The sequence below is a fragment of the Micromonospora sp. WMMA1923 genome (assembly GCF_049179195.1).
GTDB lineage: Bacteria > Actinomycetota > Actinomycetes > Mycobacteriales > Micromonosporaceae > Micromonospora > Micromonospora yangpuensis.
Map to the genome: position 1 here is coordinate 2,858,269 of NZ_JBMHLZ010000001.1, position 14,095 is coordinate 2,872,363.

Below are 14,095 nucleotides of genomic sequence, written 5' to 3' on the forward strand. Positions count from 1 at the left end.
TCGGAGTCTACCGGCAGGTGTCGACCTGCCGACGAAGGACACCCACCGACCGAAACCACCTCGTCACACCCGACCTATGGATGATCGGGCGGCCTTCCGGCCGTCCCGGGTGATAGCCAGGAGTCAATTTACGACTACCGTCGGCTGATGCCAGCCCACCGACGCCGAATGCTCACGAGGATCACCGATGTGGCGGAACCCCCGAGTGGTGGTGGCGGTCGTCATCACCGGTCTGCTCACCGCGGCGACCGTCCTGACCGGCCTGATCACCAACGAGGCGTCGGCACAGCAACGCTGGCCCGGGCTGCTGGAGTTGGTGCGCACCCACCCCTGGCACACCCTCGGTGTCCTCGCGGTGCTCCTGGTCGCGCTGACCGTCGTGCTGGCCGCTCTGCCCGAGGGCGACAGGTCACGCGGCGAGGGCACGCCCGGCCAGGACGGCGCCGCCCGCCCGGCGGCCGCAGTCCCGCCGGCGGCGTCCAGTGATCCCGTGGCACCCGCGCGGACGAGCAGCGGACGGGTGAGCCTGCTCGACGAGCGGCCCGACCGGCTGGACCGGCTCTCCGCCGGCCTGGTCGGTCGACTGGGCCGGCGGCGGACCGCGTACCCCCTTGATCTGAGCCTGGCCGAGTTGCACCGGATGGGTCTCTTCGTGCCGGGACGACTGGCCGCGTACCACGATCGTGCCGCCGGGCCGGGTGAGCAGTCCGTGGTGGCACTGGTGGCCCGGCTGCGTCGCGGTGAGTCGGTGCTCCTGCTGGGCGAGCCGGGATCCGGCAAGAGCCTCACGCTCTACGGTGTGGCGCTTGCCCTGCTGTCGGCCGGCCGGTTGCCGCTCCCGCTGCGGGCGCTGGATGCCGTGGCGCTGCTGGACACGTTGCGCGGGGCGGGACTCGATCCGGCGGGGCTGCCCGGTGCGGTGGTGCTCGTCGACGGGTTGGACGAGGCGAGTGAGTTGTTCGGCGGCGGCCCGCTGGCCACCGCCCTGCTGAACCTGATGCGGCACGCTCCCGTGCTGGTCACCTCGCGCACCCGGGAGTACGAGGAGTGGATCGCCTTCGAGACCACGGAGATCAGCTTCGACGAGGTCTTCGTGCTCCGGGGCTGGTCGGTGGAGACCGAGTTCGCCGACTACCTGCTCCGGTTGCAACGGCACGGGTTGATCACCGACCCGGATCTGTATCGCACGGTGGTGACCTCGCAGCGGTTGACCGGACTGGTGACCCGGCCCCTCTACGCTCGGATGTTGACGTTCATCGGCCAGGACGCGGCGACCCGGATAACCAGCACGAGCGGCCTGTACGGGGAGTACCTGACCCGCCTGGGTCACGCCACGGACTTCGCGGTACGCAGCGGTCATCCCGACTGGACCGGCGACTCGTTGGCGCTCTGGCAGACCGCCGCCTGGTTCGTCCACTCCCGGGGACTGTCCGCCGACGCCATCCCGATCGCCGATCTGCACGTCACCCTGACCAGGGGGCGTGGCCGCAGCCCCACGGTGCGGGCTCTCGACCAGGTCATCGACCGGCGCACCCTGCACGGCATCGACATCGGCGAGTTCCTGCACTACTCGTTCTACGAGTATCTGCTGGCCCGCCACATCCGGGATCGTCTGCTCTCCGACCTGACCGCCGGACAGGCCACCGCCCTACTGCGACGGGACCTGACCAGGGAGGTCCGACATCACCTCGCCGGACAGTTGCAGGAGTTGTCCGACGAGCGGCTCGGCGACTGGCTGTCCGCCTCGTACCGGCAGATCCGTGACGAACCGGGGATCGACCAGGCCGACCGGCTCACCGTGTGCAACCTGCTGGTCTACCTGATCTCGCGCACGAGCCCGCAGGCTCAGCGTCAGTTGGACGCGTTGCTGCACCGGGAACGCGACGAGTTCCTGCTCAGCGCGATCCTGTGGGCGTTGTGCCACCACCGGTCGGACCAGGCGCTCGCGCGCTTCTTCGCGCTGTTGCAGTACGACGCCGTGTTCCGGGCGTGCAACCGCGGTTACGTCCTCTACTACTACGGGGACGTCCGGACGGGCCGCCCGCCGTTTCTGGACGAACCGCCGCACCAGGCGCACGAGCGTACGTCGACCCGGGTGTTGGCGATGTTCGAGAGCCCGACGTTCCGGATCATCCCGGCGCAACGTCGTTACGTCGACCTCTACACCTTCATTGACATCTATCTTGTACGCCATGAGACGGTCGACGGTCGCGCCCTGTCCACGCTCCGCGCGGCCGTCGCCGACCTGTCGGGACAGGGGTTGGCGAGCCCACTGGTGGAACAACTGTCCGAGATGCTGCAGGCAATCTCCGGTCAGCCCATACCGGACGCAAATCCACCCTCGTTCTCGGGGTGAACGAATGACGATCCCACGCAACCCTGGGAGGGCCGAGAAGTGAAACTCTTCGTCTGGGACCTGCACGGCGTACTGGAACAGGGCAACGACCGGGCGGTGGTCGACATCTCCAACGAGGTCCTGTCGTCGTTCGGCTACACGCCCCGCTTCGGGTACGCCGACGGCCGACGCCTCTACGGGCACAAGTGGTACGAGTACTTCGCCTTCCTGCTGCCCGAGGAGCCGCATGAGCGCCACCTGCAACTGCAGGACGCCTGTTTCACGCTCTCCGAGGAGCGGCCCGAGCTGCAGTACCGGTGGATGCAACCGACCCCGCACGTCAACGACGTCCTGGCCGGGATCGCCGCCCGGCACCAGCAGATCGTCATCTCCAACACCCGCCCCGGCACCTTGGACATGTTTCTCAAGCTGTTGGAGTTGACCGACTACTTCACCCCGGACCGCGCCTTCGCGGTGGATCAACATGTCCGGGACGTGCAGACCACCAAGAAGGACGTACTGGCCCAGTACCTCGCGACCCGTGCCCCGTTCGAGGAGATAGTGATCATTGGTGATTCAGCCGGCGACATGCACCTGGCGGAGGTCGCCGGCGGGACGACCTACCTGTTCGCCCATCCGGGTTTTGCATTCCGCAAATGTCCGTCGGATTTCCGAATTCGAGACCTACGCACGATACTCAACCACACGTAGACCCGACGAACGCCACTAAATACACTGGCGACAGTCGATGCCTCTGTCGTGTGAGGTGCCCATGGCATCACCTCGGGCCGATTGGTCCCCGTCACCGGACACACCGTCCTCGCCCTGCGATGCGTTGATCGTCGTACCACCGCCGTCACCGTCGGACACGAATCCGCCACTGGGTCCGGCGATCCTCGCGACCGCTGCGGCGCGCGGTGGTTTCCGGGTGGAGGTGCTGGACCTCAACATCCTGTTGCTCAGACGGTTCGCCAGACAGGCCGACCGCGCCGGCCCGACCCTCGGTGACCACGGCAAGGACCGCTCTGGCGTGTCCGCAGCGGCGCGGTGGCTCTTCACGCAGACCGGCCTCTACGACACCCCACCGTTGCACCTGCCCGACACCGCCGATCCGGTCGCCGGCATGCACTACCCACTGGAGGCGGTCACCGCGGCCGTCAGCGGTGCCGTCGGATCGTGGCGGGAATGGTTGGAGCAGCAACTGCGCGCCTGTTGCGACCGTCCGCCGACGATGGTCGGGGTGTCGCTGATGGGACCGTCCCAGGTCTTCGTTGGCCTGCTCGTCCTCCGGGTGGCCAAGGCGATCTGGCCCGGCACGACGACCGTACTCGGCGGCAGCCACGTGACCCTGCTGGCCGACGAGATAGAGCGCGACCAGCGGCGGAGCGTCCTGGCCGACCTGATGCTCACCGGGCACTGCGAGGACGACTTCGTGACCACCCTGGCCGATCTCGACCCACCCGGCGTCCAACGGCCACCCGCTCCGGCGCCGGACCGCCCCGAAGGCCCCTTCGAGTACCTTCCCACCTTCTCCGAACGGCAACTCGCCCACTGCGGGCCTTCGCCGAGGCACTGCTCGCGGAGCCGGTGACGTCGATCCGATGGAGCGCCACCACGAAGGCCAACCGGGCAGCCCCCGGTTGGCGGCGGGACTTCGTCAGCGCCCTGGAGCGGGTGGAACGGGCCCGGTAGCCCTCCCGCGCGAACGCCCGGCCGACGGGACGTACGCGGCGGGCCCGGCTGTGCGCCGGGCCCGCCGCCGTGGTTCTCAGCCCCTCGTGGTCACGAGCGGGTCGGTCCCCGGTCGTGTCGTCAGCGTTGCAGGGTGAGCATCCCGGGCCGGTACGGCAGGCGGCCGTAGTCGCCGCCGGAGTTCGGGTCGCGGCCCTGGTAGAGCAGCTGCAGGTTGCAGGGGTCGATGGTCATGGTCTGGTCGGCGTTGGTCCGGATCAGCTCGCCGTGGCTGATGTCGCTGGTCCAGGTGGCGCCGCTGTTGGCCTTGCCGGCGAACGGGTTGCTCTCGGTGGCCGCCTGCGGCGTCCACGTACCACCCAGGCTGGTGGCGGTGAACGACCGGAAGTACCGGCCCTGCGCACCGATCGCCTCGACGATCATGAGGTACCGGTTCTCACCCTGGAGCTTGTAGACCTGCACCGCCTCGAAGAGGTTGTTGGTGGTGTCGGTCATGATCGTGGTGTAGTTCGTACCGAAGCTGCTCGGGAAGTTGCCGATCGGCATGCTGGCCCGGTAGATCCGCCCGTTGTCACCGGCGAAGAACAGGTACATGTTCTGCCCGTCACCGATGAGCGCCTGGTCGATCGGCCCGGTGCCGGAGTTGGAGATGCTGCCGCTGAACAGCGTCTGCGCCGGCCCCCACGAGTTCACGTTCGTCGGGTCGGTCGAGGTCCGGTAGGAGAACGCCGGCCCACCCCACTGGTACGCCAGCACCCAGATGTTCTTCGGCGCGAAGTAGAACAGGCTCGGGGCCACCGCCGAGAACGGCATCGCGTTCTGGCTGGCCGAACCCATCTCCGACCAGTTGGTGAAGAGGCCGAAGTTCATCGAGCCCCACGACGTACCGTTGTCGTGCGTGGTGCCGTACACCAACTGCCGGCCGTTGTACGGCGCGTGGGTGAAGTCCTTCAGCGACACCCAGCCCGACCTCGGCTGGGCCAGCGGACCCGTCGACGACCACCGGTACGACGACGGCAGGCCGCAGGTGCCACCCGGTGGCGGCGTGGTGGGCGGCGGGTTGCTGCCGCCATCGACCCGGACGAGCTGCCACTGCTGGTTGGTGCCGCCCCAGTCGTCGTACTGCACGATGTTGCCGCCGTCGGCGGTGGAGGCGCCCTGCACCTCCACGGCCTTGTTGCTGTTGCGGTTGATCAGCCGGACGTGGCCGCCGTCGGAGTCGGCCAGCCGGAACTGCTGGTTGGTCCCGTTGCCGTCGCTCCACTGCACGATGCTGGCGCCGTTGGCGGTGGAGAAGTTGTAGACGTCGAGGACCTTGTTGGACAGTCGGGACTTGAGCCGGTAGTAGCCGCCGCCGGAGTCGACGAACTGCCACTGCTGCTGGTTGCCGTTGTTGCGGGTCCACTGGGTGATCCGCGCGCCGTCGTTGGTAGCCAGGTTGTAGACGTCCAGGGCCTTGCCGCTGTTGCGGTTGACCAGCACGTACCAGGCGCTGGTGTCGACCGTCGCGGCCGCCGCCGGCGTCGACACCGCGACGGCGGCGACACCACCGACCACCACTGCCGACACACCGGCGGCGACGGCTCGCGCCAACCACCCGCGCCGCCGCCGCGACGGCGGCGCGATCGATGGAACTGTGCCCAAGGCAGACATGATCCTCCTTCAACGACCAACAGCCGAACGGTCTGCCCGAAGCTGGGCGCACCGCTTCACACGGGCCGGGCGTGGTCGGCAGATGTCAGCGCTAACACCATCTCCCGCACGCCGTGGCGCACGCCTTGTCCAAGGTCCGGCGACGCGGGCCCGCCCGGTGAGCCCCGGGCGGCGCCACCCCTTGGCCATCGACTGTGAGCGATAACATGCTGTTCGTCAAGTCGTAACGTTCGATGTCCGGTCAGCCGGTACGGTGCCCGCGTCGCCGTTCCAGCTCGTCGAGGATGACGTCGAGTCCGTAGTCGAACTCGGCGGCGAACGAGTAGTCGCCGCTGGCGGTGAGCTCCCGGACCAGCTCGACGAGGTACGGGTACTCCGCCGACGGCGGCGCGACCTCGGCGACGAAGTCGGCGGCACCGGTGGAGGCGTCGAACGGCAGGTTCTGCTCGGTCAGGACGAAGCCGTAGACGTACGCGTCGACGACGGAGAAGGCGTGCGCGGCGAGGGCGACCGGGAAACCGTCGCGTCGCAGGCAGCCGAGGACGGCGTCGTGGTGGCGCAGCAGCGCCGGGCCGGGGTTCCTTCTCGACTCGATGAGGGTGAGGGCCCACGGATGCCTGCCCAGGACCCCTCGTGCCGACGCGGCCCGTCGCCGCATCCCCTCCCGCCACGACGATCGCCGGTCGGGCAGCTCGATCCTGGTGAAGATCCAGTCGGCGAGGCCATGAGAGCCGCCGTCGTCGTCCGTTACGGACCGCCGGAGCAGGTAGTCGTCACCGACGTACGCACGCCCGAGCCGCGCCCCGGTGAGGTGCTGGTCCGCGTCGAGGCCGCCGCGGTCACCGCCGGGGACGCCCGGCTGCGCGCCGGCCGCTTCCCGGCGGGCTTCGGCGTCCTCGCCCGGCTCGGCGTGGGCCTGCGCGGGCCTCGGGCCCGGATCCTGGGCGGCACGCTCTCCGGTCGGATCGAGCGGGTCGGCCGGGACGTCACCCGCTTCTCCCCCGGTGACCTCGTCGCCGGGATGACCGGCATGCGACTGGGCACGCACGCCGAGTACGCCACCGTCCGGGCCGCCTCCCTGGTGCCCAAACCCGCCGGGGTACGGCACAGCGACGCCGCCGGGGTGCTCTTCGGCGGTACGACCGCACTGTGGTTCCTGCGCCAGCGCGCCAGGATCAGGGCCGGGCACCGGGTGCTCGTCAACGGGGCCTCCGGGGCGGTGGGGTCCAGCGCCGTGCAGATCGCCGCACACCTCGGCGCCACCGTGACCGCGGTGACCAGCGCCCGCAACACGGCCTTCGTGACCGGGCTGGGCGCCCACCGGGTGGTCGACTACACCACGACGCCGGTCAACAGACTCGACGAACGGTTCGACATCGTCTTCGACGCGGTAGGCAACATCTCCCGCGCCGAGGGGCTACGACTCCTGGCCCCCGGCGGCTCGCTCGTGCTGGCGGTCGCGAACCTGCTCGACACCCTCCGGGCACGCGGGCCGGTCCTCGCCGGCCCCGCGCGGGAGCGGGCCGAGGATTTCGGGTACCTGCTCGATCTCGTAGCGAGCGGGCAGTTCGCTCCCGTCACCGAGGTCGTCGGCGGGCTGGACCGCCTGCCCGAGGCACATCGCCGCGTCGACACCGGCCGCAAGGTCGGCAATCTCGTGATCACCCCCCACTCGGCGGCAGGCTGACCGCCCGGCTCGGGCCAACCCGGCCGGCGACGGCCAACTGCCCGCGTCCCCGGAGGTCGTCGCCCCGTTACCAGGACGTGCACGGCGTACTCGATCATGATTTGGCGCTGCGCGACTGGGCCGTCGCGGCGGCCGGCGCGGTGGGGTTGCTGGTCGCCTCCTGGGCGCTGTTGATCCTGCTGGCCCGCCGGCTTCCGCCCGGCGTGCTGCGCGAGGTCGCCGGCTTCGTCCCGGACTGCGTCACGGCCGTCCGGCGGCTGCGCCGGGATCCCCGGGTACCCCGTCGGGCGAAGATGGCCGTCCTGGTCGCCGGGCTCTGGGTGGCCAGCCCGGTCGACCTGATCCCCGACTTCCTGCCCGTCGTCGGGGCCCTGGACGACCTCGTCGTGGTGGCGCTCGCCCTGCGCTACGCCGGCCGGCGGGTGCCCCGGGAGGTCCTGCTGGCCGCCTGGCCGGGTGAGCCCCGGCTGATCGAACGGCTACTCGGCACGCCGTCGACCCAGGGCTGCCCCGCGCCGGTCAGTCGGCCTCGACCGGCGCTTCGCCGAAGACGGTGAAGCTGACGACCCAGTAGGCGACGTAGAGGGCGAGCAGCAGGTACCCGTGCCACCGCCGCAGCCGGCGGGTCCAGAGGAAGTACGCGGCCAGCGCGGTCATGCCGACGAGCACCGGCAGGTGCCAGCTGAGCACGTCGTCGTCGACGACGATGCTGCCACCGGCGAGCAGGATGATGCCGAGCTTGCCGGTCACCCCGAAGACGACGCTGCCGACCACGTTCGCGAGACCGATGTCGACCGCGCCCCGGCGGGCGGGCCGGACGGTCAGCAGCACGTCCTCGAAGGTGAGCACGAGGGTCGCGATGATGGCGCCGAAGAGGGCTCCCTGGATCTCGAACTCCTCCAGGATGCCCTCGGTGCCGATGCTGGTCATGGCCGCGCCGACGACGAGACCGACGAGTGCGACGACGGCCAGCCCGACCGCGGGCCAGCCGGAGCGCGGACGACCCCGGTCGAACGGCCCGGTCACGACGAAGGGCGACGGGCCTGTGAGTGTCGGGCCGGTGGTGGTCGGGCCCGAAGTCGACAGGCCGGTGGTGGACGGGCCGGTGGTGGACGGGCCCCGGTGCCGCTCGCGGATGGCGACGTAGCCGAGGAAGAGCGCGAAGAGCAGCAGGAGCAGCACACCGTGCAGCGCAGTCAGCGGTCCGAACACGAGGAACGGGATCAGCACCAGGGGTGCGACGACGAACAGGACGAGGTAGTGCCCCGCGACGGCGGTCCGGGTCGGGGAGATGATCGCGGCGAGGGCGAGGACCACGCCGATCATCGAGATCGCCGTGCCCCTTTCCACAGGCGCCCGGCCAGGTCGGTGCAGCGCGCCCCGGCGGCAGACGACAATCACCCGCGACCTCGATGCGCCATCGTCGCATATCGATGCTGCAAAACCAACCGGCAGAATGCGTCAATTACCACCGCGGGAATTGCACGTCGGCGAATACCGCCGGAGGGGACTCGGGAAAGGTGTCACGGGGACGGCTTGCGGGCGTACACGCGTTCCACCGTGCCGAGTTTGCGCCGTTCGGACTCGACGACCTCGAGGCCGGCGGCGGCCAGCATGAGCCGGGGCCGGCGGGTCAGGTGCTCCCCGGCGGTACGGATCGTAAACCGCTCGACCAGCCACTGCGCCGCCCACACCGGCCACCAGGTGCTGCCGACATGGTCGAGCAGGAGCAGCCGTCCACCCGGACGCAGCACCCGGGCCATCTCGCGGACCGCCGCCACCGGGTCGGGAATGGCACAGAGCGACAGGGTGCAGGTCACCGTGTCGAAGCTGGCATCGGGGTACGGCAGGGCCTGCGCGTCGCCGACGCGCAGTTCGACCTCCAGGCCGAGTGCCGTGGCGTGACGCCTGGCGATCTCCAGCATCGCCGGACTGAGCTCGATGCCGGCAAGGCGCACTCCGACCGGGTAGCAGGGCAGGTTGCGGCCGGTGCCGACGGCCACCTCCAGCACCCGCCCGGTGGCCCGGCTGCCCACCCACTGGCGACCACCGGCGAACTGGACCCGTTCCCAGAACTCGATGCCCCGGTCGTAGCGGGGTGCCACGCCATCCCACACCCGCCGCGCCTTTGCGGTCGGGTCCTCCCCGGCTGCCATCCGACCCCCTTCGGTGACGAGTGCCCCCGCCCCTCATTGTCGGCCAGCGTCAAGGGCGGTGCCCTGAGCCAACCGGTGGCTCAGGGCACCACCGAAGCGCTGTCTGACAACGGGTCGCGGTGTCGCCACCGGCCAGTCGTGGCTCGATTCGCGCAGGTCAGCCGGTAGTCGCCGGGACGGACAGGTTGGTCTGGTCAGGGCACCACACCGAGGACCCCAGGTTGAGCATCAGGTCGTCCCTAATCCATCCCCGCTTGGTCGGATTGGGGACGCTGACGACGTAGGTCCACGTGTCGATCCCGTTGATGTCCAGCGCGTAGCTTCGAACCTCCCCGTGAAGGATTCAGACCGCTCTATCCTCGGAGAACATTCACCGCAGTTCAACACCAGGCGGTGTCAGAAGAACGTCTCGGATTCAATCAAACATCCGCCCCAAAACCGGCAGAGAACATCGTAGAATGTCGTTCGACATGATCCATTCGTGCGGACCTCCGTGCGATCGCACGGAGGCCGTCCCTCCAGTCGGCACCCCCGACCGTCACCGTCGGGGGGCACCTCGGTTGGTGTTGTCCTGGGCGGGGCCCGGCCCGGTGGCCGGCTGTCCGGGCTGGGTGGTGTCAGCCGGGCCCGACCCGATGCGCTGCCGGGCCATCCACACCCGCAAGTCGCCCACGGTCTGGTACTGCGGCGCCGGACCCGCCGGGGCCTGATACTGCATCGGGTACGACGTCGGGCCCTGCGGCGGCAGCCCCTGCATCGGGTACGACGGGGGCCCGTAGGGCTGTTGCGGGTGGCCGTACGTGGGCAGGTTGGCGACCTGGTGGGTGGCCAGGGGCGGTGCGGCGGGAGGCTGGGCCCGATTGGCCCGGTCGGCACTGCTGACTGCCGCGTTCAACTGGGTGAACAGCCCCCGCAGAGCGGCGTCGGACACCTCGGCCTCACGCCGCACGGCCTCCCCCGGATCCGGTGCCGGCGGGCCGCCGGGGTCGGCGGCCGCCTGCGGAGCATTCGGCCGGGCATATGCCGCATGCCCGTACTGCATGTTCAGGTTCTTGCGGTACTGCAGGTTCTCCTCGATGCCGTAGAGCGCGGTCTGGACGCCACGGTCCTTGGCGATCTCCGCAAGGTTCGAGCCCTGCGCCTGCAGAGCCCGCCAACTGTCGGCATGGAGGTGCTGCTCGAGCAGACCCAGCGCCTGCTCCGGGGTGTAGATCACGGTGCTACCTCCGCTTCACGGGAATGTCACATTCCCTTAACGGCCTCCCACCCCGCCCGGTTCAGGCAGTATCTGTTTTCATGGATGCACCGTCGGCAAAGAGCCTGTTCACCGGGCTCCGACGTCGTCAGCTCGGTGGCGCGGGGGGCAGGAACGGGCTGGGTTGGCCGCTCCAGGACACCTCCAGCGCCTCGCGGGCCCGGGTGCTGGCCACGAAGAGCAGGCAGCGTTCCCGCAGCAGGTCGTTGTCGTGGCCGCACCAGAGCGACGCAGCGGAACTCCAACCTTCATGGCGTGCATGGTGGCCAGCCGTACCCCGTCGACGTGCGCGCCGGGCTGGTCGCCTCCGGCGTCGTGGCATGGGGCGCATGAATCTTCATCCGTTCTGGTCAGGAAGGATGATGCCACGACACGGAACGAGCAGGAGGGTACATGTCTGAGCCGTGGGGTCCGGAGTGGAACGTCAACGCGGCAGTTGAGCTGCCGCTCGGGTCTACTGAGGAGCCCGCACCCTTATGGGGTGATACGTCCTCGGGCAGAGTCTGGGGTTCTGACGGGTGGAACGATGAAGCGTTGGACCGCCTGCTGTTCGACCCCGTCGAGTCAGCGGATACCGGGCAGCCATCGGATGCCCGACCCCGGGCAAAGGCCCAGGAACGGGCGAGAAGGATCCGAGACTACGGGAACCGAATCGACGGCGCTTCACCCAACAGCAAGAAGGCCGCCCAAGAGACCGGCCACAAAGACACCTACGACCACTTGCAGGCCCTCAGGCGCGGCACAGCGACGTTCTCTCCGGAAGTGGCGCACGCCGTCGCAGATCTCGGATGGGCCGATCATGTCGTTCCTGAGGGTTCGGCAGGCCGCCGTGGCTTTGACGCGGCATTCGCAGGTACACCACTGCCCGTCACCGCCAGACACAAGCGCCGCCTGCGCAGTGGAGAGGAGTGGGCGGCAAGGATCCGAGACTACGGAACCCGAATCGATGGTGCCCTACCCAAGGGCGAGAAAAGCGCCAAAGCGATCGGCCACAAAGACACCTACGACCACCTGCAGGCCCTCAGGCGCAACACAGCGACGTTCTCTCGGGAAGAGGCGCACGCCGTCGCAGATCTCGGATGGGCCGATCATGTCGTTCCTGAGGGTTCGGCAGGCCGCCGTGGCTTTGACGCGGCATTCGCAGGTACACCACTGCCCGTCACCGCCAGACACAAGCGCCGCCTGCGCAGTGGAGAGGAGTGGGCGGCAAGGATCCGAGACTACGGAACCCGAGTCGATGGCGCGCTACCCGACAGCATGAAGGACGCCGTGGAGATCGGCCACAAAGACACCTACCACCACCTACTGAACCTTAAGCATGGCAGAACGACGTTCTCTCGGGAAGAGGCGCACGCCGTCGCAGATCTCGACTGGGCCGATCACGTAGTTCCCCAGGGCTCAAAGGGCCGCCTGGGTTACGACGCCGTCTTGTCACAGGTCTCCTCCGGTCACCTCGCCGCGGTCGCAGCCATGACCACACCGGGAGTAGGAGCCGCACCAGCCTCGCCGACCTCAGCGACGCAACCCCTTATCGACTGGCGCACGAGAACGTCACCCTCACCATCGCACCGACCCTCCTGAGAGGGTGCGCTTGAGGGTGTCGGCGGCGACGGTGGGCCTCAAGAGCGAATCACCGAGGCGGTGATGTCGCCGTGATCGGACAGGACCTCACCGATGCCTACCGGAGCCGACTTTCAGACGCGGTTGGCGCTGGCCAATGCCGATGAGGTCGCCGACCTGGTCGCGATGCGGGATCTCGCGGTGGTCCGGCTGTTGCCGGCCCTGTCGGCGGGACGGGTGGTGACCGGGCCGACCTTCGAGGGCAGTGCGGACCTCAACGCCGACGCCGACCTGATCGTCGGTGGAATGTTGGTGGACTTCAAAGCCGGGCAGGGTGGGCGGCCCCGAGCCGACGGCACCAGGGCGGCAGCGCTGTCCCGCACCGAACTCGACCAGCTGCTGGGGTACGTGCTGCTGGACTACCGGGACGAGTACCAGCTGGACACGGTGGCGGTTTATGCCGCACGGGTCAGCCACCTCCAGGCATGGCCGCTGGCGGACCTGTGCGCCAGGCTTGCCGGTCGGGCGGTCGATGTCCGCCGTTCGCAAGGAGTTCGCCGATGTGAGTACGCCAAGGACCGATCCCTCGACCAGGAGGCGTACCGGTACGGCAAACCGCTGACCCCGGTGAACGTCGGCAAGGGACTGCTGCCCACCAGCCCGGCACAGGTGCTGCACGCACTCGGGGTGGCCACCACCCTGCTGACCGCGTCTCCGCTGGCGCAGGTGGCCCGGCACTGGGCCCACGTCCGGTATTGCGCGACGTTGACCAGGACTCGCCAGCAGCGGCTCGCGCTCTCCACGCACGCCAACGCCGTCGTCTACCACCACAAGGTGACCCAGTCCGAGCAGTTGGGCATCGGGCTGGCCCTGGTCGTGGCCAGGGACGTGCTACGCCGCCAGTTCCCGCGATGGACGTTCCACGCGGTTGACGCGGAAATGGCTCTGAAGGCAGGGCGGCCCCAGTCGTCGCTGATGGTGGCCTCATGCCTGGCGCAGTCCGGGATCACCGCGTACGCGCTCGACCCGCCCGGTGACGACGAGCTGTGGTCCGGCGGCAACGACCACCTGGACGAGTTGCTGAGCATCAATCCCGAGGAGCAGTTCTGGCGGCCTCGACCCGCCGCGCCGGACGAGACCCGCGACAGGGAAGAGCCGGCAGATGCTCCGCCCGCCGCCACCGGCACCACACCGGCGACCAGTGCGGCCGACCCTGCCGAGGAGCTGCCACCCGGGGCACCTCAGGTCTTCGACGTGCCGGCGGAGCAGCGGGGCTGGTTCACCCGGGTCCTGACCCGGGCGGTGGCAGCCACCACGCTGCTCTTCGCCGGTGACAGCGCCACCGCCAGCGGCTATGCCACGCCCCGTCAACGCGGGAGGGAGGAGCCGGAACTCCAGCCTGGGCTCTTCGAGTTGGATCCGCCCTGGGCCACGAGCACGGCCGGCACCATCCCATTGCCTGACGGGCTGTCCGCGGAGGGCACCCGATACCGCGCTCCGCTGGGTCGGGGCAGGACGCTTGAGGTATTCCGGGGTGTGGAGAGCAGCCTCTACCGCCATCTGGCCGAGGGCCGGGTCGGGCCGTACCTCAAGGGAGCACCGGCTGTCTTCGGGCGGCGGGCAACGGCGCGCGACGGCGGGGTGTATTCGTACGGCCCGGACGGCACCGTCCTCGTCGTCCACCTTCTCCACCGTGGTCAGTGACAGCGCCCCTGATCCTCCGGGTGGGACGTGACCGACACGCCGGCCACGCGCAG

At 69.4% G+C, this 14,095-nt stretch carries 12 protein-coding genes; 7 read left to right on the plus strand and 5 right to left on the minus strand.

From position 1 onward, the window contains the following. Nucleotides 1–187: 187 nt before the first annotated feature. The 3 genes from ACN28G_RS12930 (at nt 188) to ACN28G_RS12940 (ending at nt 3,926) form a co-directional block, all read left to right on the plus strand. Nucleotides 188–2,356 carry a hypothetical protein gene (locus ACN28G_RS12930; RefSeq protein WP_421479198.1) on the plus strand — a complete coding sequence of 723 codons (2,169 nt, stop codon included), beginning with the start codon at nt 188–190 and terminating at the stop codon, nt 2,354–2,356. A 39-nt stretch (nt 2,357–2,395) separates the two neighbouring features. After that, complete coding sequence (locus ACN28G_RS12935) at nt 2,396–3,046, plus strand: HAD family hydrolase (protein ID WP_091439178.1); 651 nt, start codon at nt 2,396–2,398, stop codon at nt 3,044–3,046. A gap of 217 nt (nt 3,047–3,263) precedes the next feature. Further along, nucleotides 3,264–3,926: a hypothetical protein gene (locus ACN28G_RS12940; RefSeq protein ID WP_139135692.1), complete on the plus strand. Its 663-nt coding sequence runs from the start codon at nt 3,264–3,266 to the stop codon at nt 3,924–3,926. Between the two features lie 221 nt (nt 3,927–4,147). On the opposite strand, the gene ACN28G_RS12945 is transcribed toward ACN28G_RS12940, so the two are convergent. After that, a complete protein-coding gene (locus ACN28G_RS12945; RefSeq protein WP_091439184.1) occupies nt 4,148–5,680 on the minus strand; it encodes a non-reducing end alpha-L-arabinofuranosidase family hydrolase in 1,533 nt (510 codons plus the stop codon). 241 nt (nt 5,681–5,921) lie between these two features. Then, nucleotides 5,922–6,446, minus strand: coding sequence for a TetR/AcrR family transcriptional regulator C-terminal domain-containing protein (locus ACN28G_RS12950; RefSeq protein ID WP_280519283.1), 525 nt, complete (start codon nt 6,444–6,446; stop codon nt 5,922–5,924). Here ACN28G_RS12950 and ACN28G_RS12955 point away from each other — a divergent pair. Continuing rightward, nucleotides 6,405–7,367 carry an NAD(P)-dependent alcohol dehydrogenase gene (locus ACN28G_RS12955; RefSeq protein WP_421479199.1) on the plus strand — a complete coding sequence of 321 codons (963 nt, stop codon included), beginning with the start codon at nt 6,405–6,407 and terminating at the stop codon, nt 7,365–7,367. The two genes, ACN28G_RS12950 and ACN28G_RS12955, sit on opposite strands and share 42 nt — an antisense overlap. Before the next feature lie 101 nt (nt 7,368–7,468). Beyond that, entirely contained in the window at nt 7,469–7,924 is a 456-nt protein-coding gene (locus tag ACN28G_RS12960) for a YkvA family protein (protein ID WP_421480899.1), read from the plus strand. Here the strand turns inward: ACN28G_RS12960 and ACN28G_RS12965 are convergent. The 3 genes from ACN28G_RS12965 to ACN28G_RS12975 form a co-directional block, all read right to left on the minus strand. After that, nucleotides 7,887–8,693, minus strand: a complete 807-nt coding sequence (locus ACN28G_RS12965; RefSeq protein ID WP_421479200.1) for a sodium:calcium antiporter — start codon at nt 8,691–8,693, stop codon at nt 7,887–7,889. The two genes, ACN28G_RS12960 and ACN28G_RS12965, sit on opposite strands and share 38 nt — an antisense overlap. Nucleotides 8,694–8,890: 197 nt before the next feature. Then, on the minus strand, nt 8,891–9,523 hold the full coding sequence (locus ACN28G_RS12970) for a class I SAM-dependent methyltransferase (protein WP_421479201.1): 633 nt from the start codon (nt 9,521–9,523) through the stop codon (nt 8,891–8,893). Nucleotides 9,524–10,061: 538 nt separating this feature from the next. Then, a complete protein-coding gene (locus ACN28G_RS12975) occupies nt 10,062–10,739 on the minus strand; it encodes a hypothetical protein (protein ID WP_421479202.1) in 678 nt (225 codons plus the stop codon). Nucleotides 10,740–11,171: 432 nt separating this feature from the next. Here ACN28G_RS12975 and ACN28G_RS12980 point away from each other — a divergent pair, with 432 nt between their 5' ends. Both ACN28G_RS12980 and ACN28G_RS12985 read left to right on the plus strand, forming a co-directional pair. Next, nucleotides 11,172–12,359 (plus strand): hypothetical protein, encoded by a 1,188-nt coding sequence (locus ACN28G_RS12980; protein WP_421479203.1) that lies wholly within the window; start codon nt 11,172–11,174, stop codon nt 12,357–12,359. A 93-nt stretch (nt 12,360–12,452) separates the two neighbouring features. Next, on the plus strand, nt 12,453–14,042 hold the full coding sequence (locus ACN28G_RS12985; RefSeq protein WP_421479204.1) for a hypothetical protein: 1,590 nt from the start codon (nt 12,453–12,455) through the stop codon (nt 14,040–14,042). Nucleotides 14,043–14,095: the final 53 nt, after the last annotated feature.